This is a genomic window from Pseudomonas sp. (genome assembly GCF_040514055.1).
Lineage (GTDB): Bacteria > Pseudomonadota > Gammaproteobacteria > Pseudomonadales > Pseudomonadaceae > Aquipseudomonas.
The window spans coordinates 11,951-33,699 of record NZ_JBEVDL010000084.1 but is presented as its reverse complement, the minus strand read 5'-3'; the positions used below and the strand labels follow the sequence as shown (position 1 = coordinate 33,699).

The following is a 21,749-nucleotide window of genomic DNA, read 5'->3' as shown; positions in this document are numbered from 1 at the left end:
CATAAATCGCACCGCCCCACCAGGAAGAACCCGATCATGCTTGACCTTGCCGAGCGCGTAAAAATCGCCGAGACCAGCCTGCTGTCGAACGACTGGTACCTGCTGAAAAAAATCACATTCGACTACCTGCGTAACGACGGCAGCTGGCAACGCCAGAGCCGCGAGGTCTACGACCGCGGCGATGGCGCGGTGATTCTGCTGTTCGACCCCCAGCACCACACCGTGGTGTTGACCCGGCAGTTTCGCATGCCGGTGTTCGTCAATGGCTACCGGCAGCTGCTGATCGAGGCGGCGGCGGGACTGCTCGACGGGGCCGCGCCCGAGGCCCGCATCCGCGCCGAGGCGGAAGAGGAAACCGGCTACCGGATCGGTGCCGTGCGCAAGGTGTTCGAGGCCTTTATGAGCCCCGGCTCGGTGACCGAGAAACTGCATTTTTTCCTGGCCGACTACGACGCCCGTTCCAAGGTCGGGCCCGGGGGTGGGCTGGAGGCCGAGACCGAGGACCTGGAGGTGCTGGAAATGCCCCTGGAGCAGGCGCTGGCGGCCATTGGCAGCGGGCAGATTGTCGACGCCAAAACCATCATGCTGCTGCAGTACCTGGCGCTGGAGCAGCGGCGCTGAGCGAGCCCGCTGGCGCGTGCAGCGCCTTCCAAGAAGCCCTGTGCAGCGAGGAGCACGGGTGGTACCGCCGGCAGGGGCGGCGGGTGGCTACTCGCTGATCTGGCGGATATCCAGCACTACCCAGACGTCCAGGCCTTGTTTGCGGGCGGCCTGCTCGGCTTCGAGTTGCGCGGTCAGGGTGCTGATGGAGCTGGAGCGGTGCTCGAAGCGAAAGGGAGGACCGCCTGACTTGTCCCGCACGCTCAGTTCCACCAGGGTGTAGCGCTTCGGGCTTTTGAGCTTGCCTTTGGCTTTGACGGTATCGGGCGTTTTGGTGGGTTCCAGGCCCAGGGCGCGGCGCATTTCCGCTTCGGAAATTGGTGTGGAGCTCAACGAAAGGTTCCCCAAAAAAGACGATGGCCGGAGCAGGCGTATACAGCGATACACTACGTTTATCAGCATATTGTGCGTTAACCGCACCGAAACGGCCAAGTGTCGCCGCCCAGCGGTTGCTTTTGAAGTCTCGGACTTGGCGAGCGGGTCAATGTCCATTGTTCAGCGGACGTCGCTATCCTGGGGGCGATTGAACCGCCATCCTGCCGATACACCCCCGCGTATACCATCGCCTTGCTGGAGGCTGAGCATTGACCATGCCGGCTGTTTTGCAATGTACAACCGCTGGAAGGGCCCGTAGGTCTCGGTCTGCCTCGAGGCGATAAGACGCTGCTCGACTGAGTTTATCCCGCCACGCTTCCCGGGCAGGGTCGTCAAATGTGGGCACTGCAGAGTGCAGTTTGTCGCCGAGCGATCTTGGGGCGTGGTTAAGTGCCTAATTTTGCTGAAATTAGTAACAACGGGATGCGCCAGACGGTGTTCGCCTACCCCAGGAGTGATATCACTTTGCCTGAAAATTGAATGAAGCACGGATTCTGGGCGTGAATCTGTGGTATTTTCCGCGCCGGTTTTACCTATGGGATAAGTGGGGCGTACGACTGCGATGCCAGGTATGGCTGGCATGGCGCTCCGACCTTGTTTGGATGACCTTTACATATTTAATTCGTGCCTGCCCACTTGTGCGCAATGCCCAAGTCACGCGCGGCGCTGGTGTTTGCCCGCTGATTTTTTTTGGTTTTGGCCATGGGGTGGTAATGAGGGGCAACTTTATTGCGGGCAAACTGGCGCCCTGGCTGTGTGCGGCCTGCCTGCTGCTGTTGCCGGCGTTCTACGGGTTCAGTTTTTGGTCCTGGCGGCAAACCCTGATACACGAGACGGCTATTGCCTCGAATTCGGTGCCGGTAGCGGTAGCCTTGGGGCCTGTGGTTGACCCGGCGAACATTCCCCCCTTGTTCGGCACCGTCAATACGATGCCTGTTGCGGCGCCGGTCAAGGAAAGTGGACTTTCGCTCAAGCTGTTGGCCAGTTTCGTTTCGCCCAAAGGGCGTTCCGCCGCGGTGCTCGCCGGCGGCGAGCATAAACAGAAGCTTTTTTTCGCCGGTGACGAAGTACTGCCCGGCGTCGAGTTGGTTCGTGTGCAGGCGCGGCAGGTGCTGATCAAGCGCAACGGCATGCTGGAAAGCATCAGCCTGGTCGAGGGTCGCGCGGTTGCACAACCAGTGTCCACGGCGGCGGTCGACACTGTGCCGCCCAGTCAGCCACGCGGCGCTGTGGCGTCGGGGCTGCCGACGGCCAGGCCCGACTTGTTGGATAAGTTGAATAAATTGAAGTCAGTAGCGGGTGGGGAACTTTGACATGCGTTGGCTAGTAGTAAGTCTGTTGGTGATATTCAGCGCATGCGGTTATGCCGAAGAGCAAAGTCAGGCACTCGATCTGGATATGAAAGATGCGGATATTCGTACGTTGATCGAGTGGGTGGCTGAGCAAACGGGGAAGAACATTGTTATCGATCCGCGGGTCAAGGGGCAGGTCACGGTGGTGACCAGCGAAGCCGTGGAACCCGAGGACCTTAATCAGTTGCTCAGTTCGGTGTTGAGCGTGCACGGCTATGCCTTGATCAAGGAAAACAATATTTACAAGGTCATTCCTGAAGCGGACGCCAAGTCGTCCAGCTTGCCCGTGGACGAGCGTGATGCCGCGGCGGGTGACAACGTAGTCAAATTGTTCAAGCTGAAAAATGTATCAGCTGGCCAGTTGGTCACGCTGCTTAAGCCGATGGTCCCGCAATCGGCCTATATCTCCGCCTACCCGGATCGTAACTACATCATCGTTGCGGACCGAGCGGTGAATATTGCCAAGATCGATGATCTGGTCAGTCGCCTGGATCAGCAGTGGGAAGTCAGTACTGACGTACTGCCTCTCAGCTACGCCAATGCTCAGGATATCCTGACCATGGTCACCAGCTTGTTTCCCAAGCCCAAGGCCGAGACCCCGGAAGGCTTTTTCTCGATTGGTGCCGACGTACGGACCAATAGCATCATAGTGGCCGGCGACGAGGTCCTGCGTCGGCAGGTGCGCGATGTGGTGAGTCGCCTGGACAGCAAGGTCGAGGGGGTGGGCAATACCAAGGTGTTCTACCTGCACTACCTGCGCGCTGCCGATACGCTGCCGGTGGTGCAGAGCCTCAGCGCGAGCATCCAGAAGCAGGCGCTTAACGCCAAGGGCACGGCCATCGAAGTGAATATACAGGCCAGCGAGGCAACCAACGCCCTGGTGGTCACCGGGCCGGCCGATGTGATCGATTCGGTGGAGTACATCATCAAGAAACTCGACATCCGCCGGGCTCAGGTGCTGGTGGAGGCGATCATAGTCGAAGTGATGGAGGGCAATGGCGAGGAGTTGGGTATCGAGTGGCGCACCTCCGACAGCGCCAAGGGCGGCGATGGCTGGTATGGCGGTACCCTGTTCCGTGACGGCGCGGGGGCCGGGGCGGCTGACAGCAAGCCCGACTTGTTGGCGGGTCTGTCCATGGGTTTTTATCGCAACGGCTCACTCCGGGCCTTGTTCAAGGCGCTCGAAACCAATAGTTCGCTGAACATCCTGTCCAAGCCCAACCTGGTGACCCTGGACAACGAAGAAGCCAAGATCGTGGTGGGGCAGAACGTGCCTTTTGTCACCGGGCGCTCGACCAGCGCGGCGACACCCGTGGACAACCCCTTCCAGACAATAGAACGCAAGGATGTGGGCATCACCTTGCAGATCAAGCCCCAGGTCAACGAAGGCAATGCGGTCACCCTGGAGATCACCCAGGAGATCTCCAGTGTCTCCAACGCCAAGGTGGCGCAAGCCCAGGACATCATCACCAATACCCGGTCGGTGAAAACCCGAGTGCTGGTCGAGGACGGTCAGACCTTGGTGTTGGGGGGCTTGATTTCCGATGAGTCCCAGGATGGCGACTCGGGCATTCCCTACCTGAACAAGATCCCCCTTATCGGCCTGTTGTTCAAAAATACCGCCACCAGTGCGAAAAAAAGCAACCTGATGATCTTTATTCGCCCGACCATCATCCGCGATACGGACGATGCCCAGGTAGTCACGGGCGGTCGTTACCGCTATGTCGACCAAGCGGCGCAACGCATGGGGTACGAGCTCGATGCGCGCTGAGCAACTTACCGGGCTCGGCCTGGTGCTGTGGCTGACCATCGCTTCGATGGCCCAGGCGACTCCGATACCGGCCGCCTGTTGGGCGCTGGGCGAGCCGGCGCAACTGATCGATGTCGACGGCAGTGGCGCCGTGCAGGGTGCCTGGACGGTCTCGAGCACCCAGCTGAATGCGCGCCTGCAGCGTTCGACGGCCCCCGTGGGTCTGCTGGTGGCGGGCTACGATCTGCTGGCGACGCAACGCCTATGTGCTCAGGTGAGCGCCGCTAATCTGCGGCATGCCCAGTTGGTCGTGGGTGGACGTGAGCGCTATTTGGCGCAGCAGGGTGTGTCGGCCTGGGATTGGTTGGTGGTGCCGGTGGATAACCTGGCCACCAACCTGCTTTCCGGGGGCTTGCAAGGGATCTTTATCGGCAAGGGGCAATCGGTGGTGGGCAAGGGCTTCGAGAAGTCGACCTTGACCGATCCTGCCGAAGTGGCAACCCTGCTGATCGAGCGCGGGCAGCGGCAGGTGCAGCCGGTGGTGCTGTTTGTCGGCGCCGAGCTTCAACAGCCGTTTATGGCGTTTTTTTCGGCCAATCCCCTGCCGGGGGTATTTCTGTCATTCGACGATGCGCAAAAGGTCCAGCGTGCATTGAGTCTTCATGCGAGCGTGTCGGCGGATGATCAAGCACACCTGTTCGATTATTACTGCAATTAGTCTGGTGTGGTCCGTAACGGCGCCGGCATTCGAGCTGGCCGTGCGGGTGCGCAACGACAGCGCTGCGCTGGTGTCCGGCGCGCGCCTGTGTGGGGTGCGTCCGTTGGCGCTGAATGGCGTGGCGTATCGTTGGCAGGTGGCCCGCGCCGAGGGGCCCGCGCTGGCTGGCAACCCATACTGCCTGGCGCTCGAGCCCTTCGGCCCGTACCAGAGTCAGCAGATCAGGCTGCAGTGGCAACCCTTGGCGCCGGACGAGGGAGGGGGCAAGGCCTATACGCCGGATTACGACCTGACAGCGGCGCCTTCCCCACAGTTATTGGCTCTCGCCGAGCGTTTCGGCGCCTTGCCCGAAACGTCCCGTGTTGCGGCGATTCATCAATGGATGGTCGACAATATCGTATTTTCCGGCATTCGCCGCGGTATCGACGGCGCCGAGCACGCCTTGCTGAACGGTCAGGGCGACTGTACCGAGCATATGCTGCTGGCCGGCGAGTTGCTGCAGCGAAACGGCTTCACAATTCGGCGGGTACTGGGGGTGGCCGTTGATAAAGATCGTACTCATATAACAGCTTCAAGCTTGCATAACTGGATCGAATATCAGGATAATGGCACCTGGCTAGTGTTTGACTCCTCCCGGCGTGTTTTGGGCTCGACCGCTCAGCAGCACTATATCGCGTTGATGTTTTACCAAAACAGCCACCAGCTCGGCCTCGAACCCCTCGTTCTCGACTCGTCACGACTGCAGCTTTACCTGCGCTAGTCATAAGGATTTATATGAAAGGACTCAAAAGTCTTGCCCTTGGCTGGCTGTTGATTGCCGGTTGCGCCAATGCATTGGCCAGCGAGATGTCCGACCAGCTCCTGAAGATGGGCCCGCTGGTGTATTTCGGCGCGGACAGCCTGGAGAGTGAGGATACGGCTGAAGGTGAAGGTGAAGGCGAGGGGACGGATGAAGAGGGCAGGGGTCTAAATCGCGGAACCAGTTCCGCTCGCCTGCAGCTGATTTCCCCTGAGCCCTTGACGCCCGTGGCGAGTTTTCTCGGTGCGCATGCCGGTAAGGCATTGCAGTTTTCCGGATTTGAAGCCCTGCAGTTGGAGGCAAATTTCCTGTCGGACAACGCTGCCAACCCCGTTACCCAGGTATTAGGCTTTTTCGCAAACTTGCCAACTAGCGGCTCGACTGACAGTCAGTGCCTGCTGTCGATTGGCGATCAATTCGCCATGACCGTACGTTCCGACGGAAGTGGTTTTACGCTCTATCAAGCGGGAGAGCAAAGTCCCACAGTATCCGAAACAAGTACTTCCATAAGTGTACATGGCATTTATCTGGTTTTCAGTCAGGCGGGGATTACCATCTACAGCGGTATCGATCAGGTGCTGGGCGAGTATCTGATAGAAGACTGGCCGGCCTTGCGTGACAGTACCATACAGTTGGGCAATTGCTCGGCAGCCAGCCGCGACCTGCTTGGCCTTGATGCGACGGGCTTTAGAGGGAAAATAGACGAACTGATAGTGCTGGACGCTGAGTCGCTTAAGTCGTGGCATCCTCATTGGTTGGGTCAGAACGAGAGTTTCCCTGGGTCGGTGGTTCCTCGTACGGCGGGATTACCCGGGCGCAAAACTGTGCCACTGTTAACGCCTCCTTCTACCTTCGGTCCTCCTTCGCTGGCACGAGTATGTGAGCTCGATGAACCCGCTGATGAACCCGTCGAACCCACCGATAGCGACGACGAGCCCGTTCCAGATCCTGTACCGCCGCAGGAGGATCGGCGACATGCCAGCCAAACAGAGATGCTGCGAATCGTCATGGCGATGGCGGCGCGGAGCTATTATCCACTGTATATAGAACGCTGGGGTGACACACAAATCCACTTTGGCAATTATCGCGATGTTAGTGAGCAGCGCGGTAGCGACAGGTTCGTCAGTTTTCTCTATCCGGCAAGCGGCAACCCTGCACCACGGGATTTTACAATCGACGCCCATGTCAAACAGGCTGGCGGTGCCATTGAGGATCTGTGGGCATTCGATGGGCTGCCCGGCTATAACGACTATCTTTCGCGTCCAGAAGGACTTTGGACTGACAACTATTATACAACCCCAGAAAGTATCGAGGTGCGTTGCCTAGCAGAGCAAGGTAATTGCAACGATCTGGCTGAACGCGTGGGTGAGGGTATTGCTTTCGGTCGTCCGTCCGCTACCGGACTTTTCCGCCTTAAAACCGAAGGGCTATTAGAACTTTTTGAAGGAGCACCCAAGCGTCTAGATTTTGAATTCAATTTTGCCATGGACGAAAATGCCCTCGATGGCGGCCTGGTACATTTCTATACTGCCGGTGCCGCTGCCGATAGCTGGATCGAAGTGCCGATTACGTCGACCGACGTCGATGAACGAAAAATCCAGCTGTATTTCGCCAACCGTTTATCTGACGGCCGTTATAAGGTGGTATTCGACGGCGCGTTGACTTCCAGCAGTGGCAAAAGCCTGGGCAGCGAGCAGAGTCATGAGTTTACCGTTGAGGCCAAAGAACTCATCATTCGCACTGAGGAATGGATAGGCATCGAACACCAAGGTAAACACTTGGTCGTCGACGGGGCTCAGGTGTATCTGGCCGGAGAGCGGGATTTTTCCTCTGTGCGGGTGCGTAACGGCGGCGTTATCACGGTCCATTCACCGTCGGGCCTGCAATTGTCCGCCGATGAAATCCATATCGATGCGACCTCGCGAATCGATGCCACTGGACAAGGACAAGGACAAGACGCGACAGACGTTGGCAATTACAGTGGCGGTAGCCACGGCGGCAAGGGCGGCGTTGCGACCAATCAATCGACAAACACCCCTTATGGTGATTTTCGGGAGCCGCGGGACCCTGGAACCGGCGGTCGCGGAACTGGAACTAATTTCATCTATGGCGGTGGCGTACTGGAGCTGATCACGCCAAAGCTAACGGTCGAGGGTCGTCTTCAGGCCAACGGTCAGAGTTATAACGATTACGGCACCGGCAGTGGCGGCTCCATTTTGTTGCGCGCGGACACCCTGACCATTGGTGCCCAGGCCTCCATTGAAGCCAATGGCGGCTCGCCCGCATGGCGCACGGGACGCGGCACCGGCAGTGGTGGGCGTATCGCCGTCTATTCCAAAACGTCGGACCGCACAGCACTGATCAAGGCGCTAAAGGCCAAGGGTGGTTCTAACAGCGGCGGAAACAACGGCGCGGCGGGCACCCTGTACCTGAAAAATACCCTGACCGATCAGAGCGAATTGATCGTCGATAACAGCGGCGTTGAACAGGGTACCGTCGCCACCACGCGGCTGGACCTGCCCGGCAACGGCGAGCCGACCGCCAAACTGACTGTGATCGACGCCCGCGTCGAACTGGTCGACACCGCTATCGGCGAACTGCTGCTGACCAACAGTGTGGTCAACCTGGCGGTGGACAGTATTACCACCCTGCAGGCCACCAACAGTCAGGTGACCCAGGCCCGCGCGTTGCAAGTGACCGACCTGCGTATCAATAAAGGCGCCTGGATACAGGGCGGTTTTGCCCTGACCGCCGATCGGCACCAATTCCTGGGCAATAGCCTGGACATGAGCGGCCCCTTTAATGGTCTTACTGGCCCCGACCTGTTGGTGGACGGCTTTACCCTGGTCCTGCACCAAAGCGGTACTTGGAACAAGGTCCGAGTACTTAATGGCGGCGTTATCACCACCCCTGAAGCTTCCGATAGCTTTAGCCAAGGCATCGGCATCACCGCCGACGTACTCGAGGTGGATGCCACTTCACGCATCGATGTCAGCGCCAAGGGCGACCTGGGCACCAGTGCGATGGGCGCCTATGCGGGGGGCAGTCACGGCGGCTGGGGTGGGATTTACGGCAACGGTGGCGGCAACGGCATTCATGGCGATTTCCGCCAACCTGTCGATTTTGGCTCGGGTGGTCGGGATGGCGGCAATGGCTTCAGTCGTGGCGGTGGTGCGCTGACGGTGACGGCCAAGCTGCTGAAACTGGAAGGTCAGCTGTTGGCAAACGGTCAAGCGGCCGAGTCTTTTGGTTCTGGCAGCGGTGGATCCTTGTGGTTGCGGGTCGAAGCACTCGAATTGGGTGCTGCCGCGCGGATTCACGCCAACGCAGGCGCGGCCAGTATCTGTTGCTCTGTGGGAGGCGGCAGTGGTGGGCGAATCGCCGTCGAGTATCGGGCGCTGGACAAAACGGCGTTGCTTGCAGCGCTGCAGGCCAAGGGCGCCGCCGGTATACGCGCACAGTCCGGCGCGGCGGGCACCTTGTTTTTGCACGATTTGGGCAGCGATCAATCGGAATTGGTCATCGATAATAGCGGGCTGGATAAAGCCCAGTCGGCCAAGACGGTACTGGACTTGGGTATCTCGGGCGAGCTGTCCAGCAAGCTGACAGTGATCAACGCCAATGTGGAAATCATTGGCGCCAAGCTGGGCACTGTGGTGTTCAGGGACAGCGTCGCTAGCTTGAATGTGGCGCAGATCGCCCATCTCCAGGCCAGCAATAGCCAGCTCACCCAAGCGGGTGAGCTGCACGCGCTGAAGCTGAACCTGAGCGCCAGTACCTGGCGACAGGGCGGTTTTGCCCTGACGGCCGACAGCTACAGCCTGCTCGGCGGCAGTACCCTCGATATGAGCGGCGTCTTCAATGCCGCCAGCGACGAGTTGCTGGTGGACGGTTTTACCCTCGAACTGTCGAAAGATATTCAGATAGCCAAGATTCGCGTTATCAACAGCGGCGTGCTCAGCATGCGGCCAGTGGTGAGCGGGGCTACCCAGGGCATTACCCTGAGCGCGGATGAGATTTTGGTGGATGCCACCTCACGTATCGATGTCAGCGGCAAGGGGCTATTGGCACCTGACAGCATGGATTCAAGATGTGGCGCCAGCCACGGGGGCCTCGGCGGAGCACCGTACTGTGTTCCCAATCCTGTTTACGGGGAGTACCTGACCCCTGTCAGCCTGGGTCTGGGCGGCGGCACCTACGGCACAGTAGTCACTCGTGGCGGCGGCGCACTCAAGTTGGTAACGCGTTCGCTGCAAATCGACGGGCAATTGCTGGCCGACGGTGGCGGTATCGGTGGCTGGTCTTCGACTGGTGCCGGTGCCGGCGGGTCGCTGTGGATTGAAGCCCAGCTTATAGCGGGCAGCGCGACGACGCGTATCTTTGCCCGGGGTGGTTCTGCCAGGGACAATGCGTCCGGCGGCTCAGGTGGCGGCGGTCGTATCGCCATTTACTATGCAGGCCTGCAAGGCTTCGATCCGCTAAGCCAGATCAGTGTTAACGGTGGCGTCAGCGTAAACGGTTTTCCAGGCGGTGCCGGTTCGTTGCATCTGGAAAACCGGGTGGTGGCCACCGCGGTGGCCGGTACCAACCTGGAGGCCGTGACAGGCCGTGAGGTTAGTGAATTCACCGTCGATTTTATCAATGCGGTGCTGCCTGACTCGGTAACGGCCGAGCAGGTGAAACTCGAAGGCCCCTTGGGGCCGGTGTCGCTGACCACTATCCAGGCACTGAATACGGTGCGTTACCAGTTCACCCTGGCCACGCCCCTGGAGGATGGCGCGTACACGTTGCGCGTCGGACCGGGCATTCGCTCGGCCCAGGGCCATGGCATGGACCAGAACGGCAATGGCATCGAAAACGAGCCGGACGACGTCTTTACCCTGGGCTTCGTGGTTGATCGCCAGGCCACCGACGCACCCGTGGTGACCCAGCCGGCGGTAGCCCCGGCAATCAACAGCCTGACGCTGCGCAAGGTCGATATCCGCGGCGAGCGTGAAGATGATACGGCGATCCTGATCGATGGCGAGGTACAGGTGGCGCGCGGCAGCGGTGCCTGGGTGCTGGACAACTACGAGCTGGTTGAAGGCGATAGCGAGTTGCAGGTGCAGATGCGTGACCTGGCCGGCAACCTGTCGCCGGCCACGCTGCTCAAGTTCAGCGTGGACAGCGTCGCGCCCAGCATTCAGGGCGTTGTACCCAGTGGCGCCATCCGTGTCGCCCCCGAGCTGATCTCGGTGAAATTTCTCGAGACCGGCACCGGCCTGGACCTGGCCAACAGCCTGCTGCTGCTTAAACACGGCGGCAACAGCCTCTCCGGGGAGCTGAGCCTGGAGGGCGACACCCTGCGCCTGCGTCCCAATGCAACCTTGTTGGCGGGGCCCTATACGCTGGAAGTCCGCCTGCAAGACAAGGCTGCCAATAAACGGGTTGGAAACTTCAGTTTCGACCTGGATTACATCGCGCCAGCGGCGCCGGTGGTCGACGGCTACCCGGCCGTCACCGCCAACGTCGTGTTCCGCTTGAGCGGCCTGAAGGAAAGCGGCAGCTTGCTGCAGCTGCTCGACGGCGCTGGCAACGTACTTTCTGCACAGAACGGCTATGACACACACTGGGTGTTCTTCCGGGCCTTGGTGCCCGGCGACAACCAGTTCCGCCTGACACAGACCGATGCCGCGGGCAACCAGAGCCCCGAGGTGCTGGTGAACGTGCGCTTCGACAACGAGGCCCCGGGGCTGGTGGGCTTCACCATCGACCCCAATGGCAGCGGCACGGAGCTGGCCTTCAGCTGGCCCGACTATAACGAAGCGGCCAATGGCAACGACATCAAGCAGTACGTGCTGTACGGTGCCGCGCAACCCTTTACCCTGCTGAGCCAGGCCCAGCCATTGTTGCGCGTGGGTGCCGGTGTCAAAGAGGCGTTGTTGAAAAACCTGCCACGCGGCGTGCTGGGCCATTACGCGGTGGTGGCCGAGGACCAGCAGGGCCTGGCCGTGGGCAGCGTGCAGTCCCAAGCGGCGACCCCGGTCGACAAGCAGGCCCCTGAAGAGGTGGGTGGATTAAGCGTGGTGTCCGGCGCCGATTTCCTGCAACTGAACTGGCAGACCAGCGCCAACCTTGCCGGTGACTTGGCCGGTTACGCCCTGTATGTCGGCGAAACCGATCCCCAGCGCATCGATTTGCCGTTGGCTGGCCTGGGCGCCGGTCTGGTTTATCGCCTGGAAGGCTTGAGCCCGGCCAGCGCCAACCCGCTACGGTTGGTGGCCCTGGACACGACCGGCAATGAAAGTGCCGGTGTGCGCAACCCTGGCATTACCTGGCTGGACAACCCCCAGGGGCTGGAACTCAAACCCCAGGCCAACCGTTTCGAGGCCCAATGGACCGCCGTGCAGCCGGCCGCCTGGGTAGGCGGTTACCGTGTGTACGTGGCGGACGCGCCGTTCACTTCCATCGTCGGGCTCAAGCCCAAACTCATGACCAGCGCCGCGCAAGCCAGTGCCGTGGTGGCCGGTTTGCTCAACGACAAGACCTACCATGTGGCCGTCACCGTGGTGAATGCCTCGGGCGGCGAGAACCCGCTGGTGCAATCGGCCAGTGTCACCCCGGTGCTGGACAGCGAGGGGCCAGAATTGCTTGGCCTGGGTTGGAAAAGCGCTGAGCTCGAGCAGGACCTGCTGCAGGGCGGCGAGCTGCAACAGATCGGCGAATGGCGTATCCAGGCCAAGGATCAATCCGGTATCGGCCGGGTGGAACTGAGCCTGAATGGCCAGCCCCTGGGGCAGGCCAACCAGGTCGACGCGGATTACCGCTACGCCTGGGATGTGAGCAGCGTCGTCGACGGTGAATACCAACTGGGTATCAAACTGTACGACACCCTGGATAATTTCAGCGAAAGCAGCGTGACCCTGCAGGTCAATCTGGCGGCCCCGGGCAAGCCCAGCCTGAGCCTGCACAATCCGCTGAGCCAGACCAACGAGCCGCAGCAGCGTCTGATCATCGTCGGGCAAGCCAATACCCTGGCCAAGGTGCTGCTCAATGGCGCCACATACGCCGAGGCCGTGCGTCTCGACGGCAGCGGCCGGGCGGAACTGCCGGTGACCCTGGTGCAGGGCAACAACCAATTGCGGGCGAACCTGCGTTACGCCAATCGCGAGCTGTTCGGCCCGCAAAGCGAGCCCTTGCAGATCGTGCTGGACAGCGCACTGCCGAACGCCCCGGGCAACCTGCAGGCACTGAGCAAACCCCTGGGCCAAGTGCAACTGAACTGGAGCGCCACCCCCTCGGTCGCCGGCTACGACCTCTACGTGGCCAAACAGCCCTTCGCCGCGACCAGTGCCGGCGGCGTCGCCAAGGTCAACGACAAACCGCTGACCGCCACCAGCTACCTGCATCAGCCAACCGAGGATGGGACCTATTACTACCGGGTCGCCAGCGTCAAGGCCGGCGGGGTGCAGAGCGCATTGTCCATGCAGAAATCAGCGGTGGCCGATCGCCTGGCGCCCAAGGTGGAGCGGATTCTCTATACCACGCAAGGTCAGGTGGCCGAAGACGGCCGCCATGGCCCCGCCAGCGTGGACGTGCGCCTGCAGGTCAGCGAACCGCTGCGCAATGCGCCGTTCTTCAGCCTGGACGTGCCGCAAGGCGCTTCCATTGCGCTGCGCATGACGGCCGTGGCCAACGAGCCGAAGGTCTATCAGGGGCGTTTCGACCTGGGTGCCAATATACCTTCGGGCCAGCTCTATGCCCGTACGCTGCTGTTCGATGCGGTGGGTAACGAAGGCAGCGAGGTGCTCGAGGGCAAGACGCTGCCGGTCGATACCCGTGGCCCCGAACTGCAGCAACTGTCGTTGCTGCCGGAACACCCGGTGAAGAATCTGCTGGTCGACGACCAGGGCCGCGAGCTGCAAGTGGTGCTGCGGCTCAACGAAGAGCCGGTCGAACCGCCGCAGCTGGTCCCCCACCTGGACGGGCTGCCCCTGGCGACCCAGCCGGCGGCGATCGCGCTGCTCAAGGACGACCAGTCCCAGCCCGGTGCGCCGGTCTACACGGGGCGTTTCCGCCTGCCGGCGGAGGCCGGCAAGACCAAGGCGCAACTGCTGGGCTTCACCTACGAAGCCCGCGACGACCTGGGCAATATCAGCAAACGTATTCAGGGGCGCCGCGAGTTCCAGGTGTACCAGGGCGACCTGCCACCGCTGGACATGCCCCAGGGGTTGACGGGCAAAGCCCTGGCCGCTGGCCGGGTGGCGCTGCAATGGCGCGCGGTAACCGAGGCCAGCGCCTACCAGGTCTATCGCCGCGCGGCCACGGACAGCAGCTTCGCGCCGATTGGACGAGTGCGCGAACTGGCCTTCGAGGACAACCTGCCGGCGGCCGGTCTGGGCGACGGTCGCTATTTCTATCGAGTGGCGAGCATTCGCGAGCACGAAGGCACCGAAGTGCTGGGCCTGCCCAGCGAAGCGGTCGAAGTGCAGGTGGTCAGCCAGGCGCCCAGCGCGCCCCGTGAGCTGGCGGTGGAGCTGAATGGCGCGGGCGTCGTGCTGCGCTGGCAGCCGCCCGTCGAAGGCGGCACCTACACCTATAACCTCTACCGGGCCAATGTCGGCCAGGGCGAGCCGGTCGAAATCGATGGACTGACGCCGCTGTGGAGCAAGATTGCCGGGCTGGTCGTGCTGGACAACAAACCATCCGACACCGAGCACGCCTACACCGTGACCGCGGTGGATGCGGCGGGCAACGAGTCGGCGCCGGCTACCAGCGCCTACCTGAACGCCGGCCTGTTGCCGGTGCGCGACCTGGCCATCAGCCTGATCGAAGGCCAGCCGCCGCGCCTGAAGTGGGACCATAACGGCAAGGACGTGGTGGGCTACAACCTCTACCTGGGCACACCGCCGCAGAAACTCAACCTGGCGCCGCTGACCGAGAAAAGTTTTGTCGATACCGGGGTGGTTCTGCCGGTCACCTCGGAGCGTGACTACAGCGTCACCGCGGTGGATGCCCAAGGCGTCGAAAGCCTGCCGCACCGCCTGCTGTTGCCGGCGCTGAAAGCCGAGCTGCGCGCCGATCAGGTGTTCCAGCGTGGTCTGTTCAATGCGCTGCAATACCGGGTCAGCAACACCGGTACCCAGGGCGTGCAGCGTGTGCGGTTGCGCGTCGAGGTGGACGTGGCCGGCAAGGTGAAACAACACCTGTCGGAGGCCTTCGACGTGGCCGCGGGGAGTGTCAGCGAGGTGCCGGTGATCGTTGCCGGTTACCAGCAGCTGCCCGGCGTGGTGCCGCTGAGTGCCACCCTGGTCTATGCCCCCCAGCCCGGCGAAGAGGTCACGCTGCAACGCAACCAGTCGCAAAACGCTGGCGAGGGCGCCTTGCTGGTCCAACTGTTGGGGGATGAGTTCACCCGCGGCGGTATCGGCCAGGTGCGCCTGCGCCTGGAAAACCCCAGCGCGGTGGACACCGAACTGGTGACCGCGCTGAATAACGGCAAGCAGGCGTCGCCCGAGATGCGCCTGATCCTGGAAGACCTGCAGGGCAACGTGCTGGCCACCGAGCCGATCAACGCGGCGCTCGGCAATGGCCTGATCACGGTACGCGATGGGCGGACCGTGGCCCGTGTCGGCGCCAAGGCGGTGCTGGAGACCGGTCCGTTCAACCTGCCGATCCCCAGTGGTGCACCGGACCAGGTGCGGGTGCGCCTGCAGGTCGACGCGCTGCACTACCAGACCGGTTTGAGCGGCGAGTTGCAGATCGGTGGCCTGGCCAGCAGCGCTGAATTCACCCTGGTGGAGGCGCCGTACTACGCCGAAGTGGAGAGCATCGTGCCGCAGACGCTGCAGGCCGGCGACAGCGTGACCATCAAGGGGCGGGCACTAACACGCGCCGACAAGACGCCGCAGGCCAATAGCGAACTCAAGCTGGTCGTGGCCGGCCAGGGGTTCGAACAGGTGGTGCAGTTGACCACCGATGGCGACGGGGCGTTCGAGTATCGCCATGCCTCGGCGTCCACCGATGCCGGTGAATATCAGGTGTCGGTGGTCCACCCGAGCATCCAGACGCGGCCGCAGCAGGGACGCTTCCTGGTACAGGGCGCGACCTATTCGCCGGCCCGCTTCAACCTGGCCTTCCCGCGCAACTACGAACAGCTGGCGACCGTTACCCTGGAAGCCGGCGCCGATACGCCGCTGCGTAACCTGCGCCTGGAATACGTGCAGCCCGAGGGCGTCACGGGCCTGCCCGCGGGTGTCAAGGTACTGGTCGGGATGCCCCTGAACCTGGCGGCCAAACAGCGCGGCAGCCTGACGCTGCGCATCAGCGCCGACAACAACGCGGCGCCCTCGGGACTGCTGGATTACCGGATCGTCGCCGAGGGCTTGAGCAAGCCGCTGGGCCAGACCCGCATCCAGTACACCCTGGTCGATGCACGGCCCATGGCCAAGGTCAGCCCGTTGCAGCTGCAGACCGGCCTGGAGCGGGGCAGCGAGCGAGTGGAAAACCTGACCCTGAGCAACGGCGGCCTGGACCTGCTGCGCAATGTACGCCTCAGCCTGCTGGACGAGCAGGGCGGCCCCGCGCCGAGCTGGGTCAGCCTGCGCACCAGCGAGCGCCCGGGCAACCTGGCGGTCGGCGCCACCACGCCGATCGCCGTGGCGTTCCGGCCCAGCGAAAGCGTGCCCGAGGGTGATTACTTCTTCACCCTGCGCATCGAGAGCGATAACCACCCGGTGGTGAACATTCCGATGCAAGCGGTGCTCAATCAGTCGGGCCGCGGCGGCGTGGCCTTCAAGGTCGAGGACATCTACACCGGGACCCTGGACGGCGCCACGCGGGTGCTGGGCCTCAAGGGTGCGCGCATCAAGCTGCAGAACCGCAAGGTGCTCAGCTCCGAGTACAGCCTGACCAGCGATGAGCAGGGCCTGGCGCACCTGGACGATATCCCGGCCGGCGAATACAGCTACCGGGTCTCGGCCTGGGACCACAACGATGTCTCGGGCCAGGTCTGGATCAAGCCCGGGCTGACCCAGGCCGAAAGCGTGTTCCTGATGAACAAGCTGGTGACCGTGGAATGGTCGGTGCGCGAGATCACCCTGGAGGACCGCTACGAGGTGGTCCTCAACGCCACCTTCAAGACCAATGTGCCGTCGGCCGTGGTGTTGATCGAGCCGTTGTCGATCAATCTGCCGAAGATGCGCAAGGGCGATGTGATGCAGGGCGAACTGACCCTGACCAACTACGGCCTGGTGCGGGCGGACAACGTCAGGGCGAAACTGCCCAGCGGCGATGCGCGGGCCAAGCTCGAGTACCTGCGGCCGGTGCCCGATACGCTGGAGTCCGGCGACGTGGTGGTCGTTCCCTACCGCGTGCTGGCCTTGCAGAGCTTCGATCCCGATGACCCGCTCAATGGCGCGGCCGGCTGCTGGGCGTTCGCCTACCAGGGCCAGGTCACCTATTCCAGCATGTGCGCCAACGGCATGGTGGTGCCCGGCAGTGCCGGCGTGGCCTGGAGTTCCAGCGGTACCAGTTGCAGCACCCATAGTTCGAATCCGAGTGGCCCCTCGGGGCCCTGGGGCTGGCTGGGCGGTGGCGGCTGGGGCGGCTCGGGCGGGTTTATCGCCCGGCCAACGGGGATGGGCAGCGCGCAACAGTGCACGCCGCCGCCGGACTGCGAAACCTGCAACGCCAAGGGCGGCGGTTTTGCCGGCGGCGACGGCAGCCATGGCGGTGGCAACAGCGGCGGCGCGCAATAGTGTTCGCCAGCGCCTGAGCGCCTGATGAACAGACGAGCTCCGCTCAGCGCGAGGGCTCGCATTTTTTAGCAAGCGGTGGCCCCGGGAAGGGGCGGCCGACAAGGAGCAGTACGTGAAGCGCAACGCCTTGGCCCGTCTGGGTCTGTTGATCGTTACCCTGCTGGCCGGCGCCGGCCAATGGGCCCATGCGGTGCCGGGCCTGGACCACCAGTTCGGCACCCCGCATTACACCGACCAGAGCCTGAACATGGTGGTGCTGGACCTGGAGGTGAAAGCCCTGGGCTCGACCCCGGTGCGCATCGAGCGCAGCTGGGTCAATGGGCAGTGGGTGTGGAACGAGCAGTGGGGCGACCTGGGGATCATCGGCGGCACCGAAACGCCGCCTGGCGAAACGCCCAGCACCGGCGTGGGCACCCTGAGCCGCCCGTACGCGGTGATGCACGCCGGCAAGAGTTATGTGCGCGCCGGCGGCAGCGGTGGGGGCAGCAGTGGCGCCGTGGCGGAAGACCCGGATGCCGATGTGGTGCTGAGCAACCTGCCGTTCCGTACCCTGACCGCGCTCAAGCGCGGCAAGTCCGGTTACCGCTGGCAGGACATCTACGGCAACCGCAACGACTACGACCCCAAGGGCCGGCTGACCCAGTACGTGTTCTACAACGGCATCCAGGTGCGCATGTTGCGCGACGCCCAGCAGCGGCTGCTGGCGGTCAAGGACCACCTGGGCACCAATCTGGTGACCTTTACCTACACCGACGACGACCTGACCCAGGTCGCCGATTACAGCGGCCGCACGGTCACCTACGAGTACACCGATCACCAGTTGATGGCGGTGGTCGATGTGCTGGGCCAGCGCTGGGAGTACCACTATTCGGGCAAGGTGCTGGCCGGCTATACCGACCCGCTGAAACAACGCACCACCCTGTCCATGGGCGGCGACAGCCTGCAGGAACTGCGGCGCCCGGACGGGCGCTGGACCCGCTACAGCCGCGGCTACGATACCAAGACCGAGCAGTACTCGCTGCGCCAGGAGGACCAGTCCGGGCTGGTGACCGAGCGCTGGCACGACCGCCTGGGCCATGTGGTGCGCAAGCAGATCAATGGCGAGCTGCAATTTACCCGCGAATACACCCTGTCGGACAAGACCCATGACGTGGGCAAGGTGGCCGAGGGTTATCGCATCTCGGGTCGTAGTACCGGCAGTGTGGGTGGGGCGGCCGTGCGCAGCGACACCTCGCCGCCGATTCCTACCTATGTGGTCAAGCGGGTGGAAACGGACGCCGAGGACCGGCAGACCATCACCGAATACAACCGGTATAACCAGATCACCCGTATCCAGTACCCGGACGACAGCGTGGTGACCCGCAGCTACGACGGCAAGACCCGTCGGCTCACCGAAAAGGTCGACGAGCGGGGTATCAAGACCCAGTACCGTTACGATGGCGCGGGTAATCGCAGCCAGGTGATCGAGGCGGCGGGTACCCCCGAGCAACGTACTACAACCTATCGCTACGATCCCCTGGGTCGACTGGCCGAGGAGCTTCGGCCCGGCGGTGGCGAAACCCCGGATGCCAGGTGGCAGTACCATTACGACGACAAGGGCAACCGCACGGTCGTTGTCGACCCGTTAAACCATGAAACCACCTATACCCATGATGTGATGGGTAATGTGCTGACGCTGACCAATGCGCTTAATAAGACCTGGGCCAGTACCTATGATGCGGTGGGTAACCTGACCAGCTTGGCCGATCCGCTCGAACAGAAGGTGATCTATCACTACGATAAGCTGGGCCAAGGTATCAAGGTGATTGCACCGAACGAGGCTGAGTTTTCCATCGAGTTCAGTGCGGCCGGTTTACCCACAAGCATTGTTGACGCGGCCAATGCGAAAACGCTGTTCGAATACGACTCCAGTCAACGTCTGATAGCGTTGATCGATCCGTTGGGTAATCGTAATGAGCGCAAGTATGACAATCGTGGTCGCCTACTTGATCAGACAGACGCGGCCAATAACAGAACCCACTATCAGTACGATAAATCGCGTTTAAGCGGTATCGATTACCCGACTTATAACGAGCGTTATCAATACGATAGTCGTGACCAAGTTAAAAGCGAGACTCGAGAGTTTGCTCAGAGCGAAGAAACCAAAAATCAGATCGATCAATACACTTACTTGGCCGACGGGCTGCTGGAACAATGGCAGGATGCGGCCAATAATCCCGCAGGTAATGGTTACGATGCCTTGGGGCATATAATCAGCAGTAGCGATGCCGAAGGTGGTACCACCCATTTCGCCCATGATAAACGCGGAAATCTGAGTCAAGTAACCGATCCGCTCGGACGTATTACTCAGTTCAAATACGATATCCGTGATTCGTTGATCTCCGAAATCAAACCCGGCGATGCTACTGCGATTCGTACCGAGCGGCGTTACAGCTACGATGCCGTGGGCAATCTTAAACAAACGGTTACCCCGGATGGTCGTGTTAGTCAGTACCGTTACGATGACGCTAACCGACTGATCCAGACCCGGCATTTTGCCAATATAACTCTAGTAGATAACAATCAGGCCGAACGGACCACCGACTACAGCTACACCGCGCTTAACCATCTGAAAAGCTATGAGGATGAAGAAAGCAAGGCGGTTTACGTACACGATGCTCTAGGGCGAGTGAGCGAAACCACTATTACCTACAAGACGGCTAGTCCGAACTTTAGCAAGAGTTACGCCTACAGCTACGACGCAAACGGCCGCAAAGCTACCTATACAAATCCGGAAGAGCAAACCTACGCTTATCTTTACACTTCCCACGGTCAATTGGCGGGCGTCAGTATTCCTGGCGAGGGCAGCATTAGCTTTAAGGACTTCCGCTGGCTGCAACCGCAGAGTGTTATTTATCCGGGAGGTGGATCACTGAGCGTGATATACGATGGCCTGTTGCGCTATACCAGTCGCCACTTGAAGGACCCGGCCGGCAATCCGATCCAGACCCAGGACTACAGCTACGATGCGGTCAACAATATCACCGCCATCGACAGCCAGGATGGAAGAATCGAATACGGCTACGACAAACTCCACCGTCTGACCGCGACTCGCTATCCGCAAGGTGATGCCCGAACCAATGAAGCCTATGTATACGACGGGGTGGGTAACCGTCTGGACGAGGCCAGCAAGCCGGAAGAATTGGATATAGGTCAGTGGCAATACAATGCTCACAATCAGTTGGTCCAGCGTGATGGAATCGGCTACCGCTACAACGCGGATGGTCACCTGATCGAAAAGGGCGCCTTGCTGGGTGATTTCAGCCTGATCCAGAGTGGCGGTATCGACCATTGGCATTATCAATATGACAGCCGTGAACGCTTGGTCGAGGTACGGAAAAATGGCGAGCTATTAGTTAGATATGCTTATAACCCTTTGGGTCAGCGTATCAGCAAGAATTTGGCTCAAAGCAATCAGGTTATTTACTACCTTTATAGCGAAGAAGGGCTAGTTGCTGAGTATGACCAGCAAGGCAATCTCAAGCAGGAATACGCTTACGATCCTACCAAACCCTGGATGAGTCAGCCTCTGTTTACTCGAGCCAAGCGTAGCGATACGGTGAAGTGGGCAGTTAGCTATTTTGGTACTAGTCATCTGGGAGCACCAGATGTAGCATTTGAGAAAAGTGGTGAGGTTACTTGGCGCGCTAAGACTCAGGTGTTTGGTAATGCTGTTTTGAGTTCTGGTGTTATTGATAATGAGTTGCGTTTCCCTGGTCAGTATTTTGATGAGGAAACAGGGCTGCATTATAATTTTTTAAGGGACTATGATGCAGTGCTTGGCCGATATATTCAGGCTGATCCGATTGGGATGAATGGAGGAGTCAATCAATATAATTACGGAAATTCAAATTCTCTCAGGTATACGGATCCGCACGGTACATTTGCATTTTTGATTCCATTAGCGTGGGAGGGTGCGACTCTTGCCTATACTTCTTATCGAGCTTATCGACTTTATAGAGCAATTAGCCTGGCAAATCAGGGGTACAGCGCTATATCTGGAGGGCTTGAATGGGATGATAGTGAAGAGGCGGATAATCATGATCTTGAAAATGAAGTTCTGGAAGAGCGTATTGGGATGGGGGATAAATATTGCGTTGAAAATATTAGTAAAATATCGATATTGAAAAAAGCTCTTACTAGGCAGCTGCTAAATTTGCAGAAGGGTAGAGAGAGATATGGTGTTGGTAATCAAGAGCAGGAAAGGCTTCACAAGCCGAGAATTGAGAAAATTAGGAAAAAGCTCAAGCAGCTTGAGGAGGCTACAGCGAATTGTCCGGGAGAGGAAGATAGGTGTGAGCCTTAGTTAGTTGACGTG

At 60.6% G+C, this 21,749-nt stretch carries 8 protein-coding genes; 7 read left to right on the top strand and 1 reads right to left on the bottom strand.

Going from position 1 to position 21,749, the window contains the following annotated elements; all coding sequences use genetic code 11:
- The first annotated feature begins 36 nt into the window (after window positions 1-36).
- The gene (locus ABWY06_RS23295; RefSeq protein WP_353927976.1) at window positions 37-621 is read left to right on the top strand and encodes an NUDIX domain-containing protein; all 585 of its coding nucleotides are present in this window, start codon (window positions 37-39) and stop codon (window positions 619-621) included.
- Window positions 622-708: 87 nt separating this feature from the next.
- Here ABWY06_RS23295 and ABWY06_RS23290 read toward each other — a convergent pair whose 3' ends face one another.
- Window positions 709-993 carry a hypothetical protein gene (locus tag ABWY06_RS23290; protein ID WP_502948241.1) on the bottom strand — a complete coding sequence of 95 codons (285 nt, stop codon included), beginning with the start codon at window positions 991-993 and terminating at the stop codon, window positions 709-711.
- Between the two features lie 542 nt (window positions 994-1,535).
- Between ABWY06_RS23290 and ABWY06_RS23285 the strand changes: the two genes are divergently transcribed.
- From ABWY06_RS23285 to ABWY06_RS23260, 6 genes are all read left to right on the top strand, one after another.
- The gene (locus ABWY06_RS23285) at window positions 1,536-2,348 is read left to right on the top strand and encodes a type II secretion system protein N (protein WP_353927975.1); all 813 of its coding nucleotides are present in this window, start codon (window positions 1,536-1,538) and stop codon (window positions 2,346-2,348) included.
- Window position 2,349: 1 nt separating this feature from the next.
- Complete coding sequence (gene gspD / locus ABWY06_RS23280) at window positions 2,350-4,158, top strand: type II secretion system secretin GspD (RefSeq protein ID WP_353927974.1); 1,809 nt, start codon at window positions 2,350-2,352, stop codon at window positions 4,156-4,158.
- On the top strand, window positions 4,148-4,855 hold the full coding sequence (locus ABWY06_RS23275) for a hypothetical protein (RefSeq protein WP_353927973.1): 708 nt from the start codon (window positions 4,148-4,150) through the stop codon (window positions 4,853-4,855). Before gspD ends, ABWY06_RS23275 begins: the two co-directional genes overlap by 11 nt.
- Window positions 4,818-5,615: a transglutaminase-like domain-containing protein gene (locus tag ABWY06_RS23270; RefSeq protein ID WP_353927972.1), complete on the top strand. Its 798-nt coding sequence runs from the start codon at window positions 4,818-4,820 to the stop codon at window positions 5,613-5,615. The genes ABWY06_RS23275 and ABWY06_RS23270 overlap by 38 nt, the downstream gene beginning before the upstream one ends.
- A gap of 1,523 nt (window positions 5,616-7,138) precedes the next feature.
- Window positions 7,139-17,392 carry a hypothetical protein gene (locus ABWY06_RS23265; protein ID WP_353927971.1) on the top strand — a complete coding sequence of 3,418 codons (10,254 nt, stop codon included), beginning with the start codon at window positions 7,139-7,141 and terminating at the stop codon, window positions 17,390-17,392.
- A 112-nt stretch (window positions 17,393-17,504) separates the two neighbouring features.
- Window positions 17,505-21,737, top strand: a complete 4,233-nt coding sequence (locus ABWY06_RS23260; RefSeq protein WP_353927970.1) for an RHS repeat-associated core domain-containing protein — start codon at window positions 17,505-17,507, stop codon at window positions 21,735-21,737.
- The last annotated feature ends 12 nt before the right edge of the window (window positions 21,738-21,749 follow it).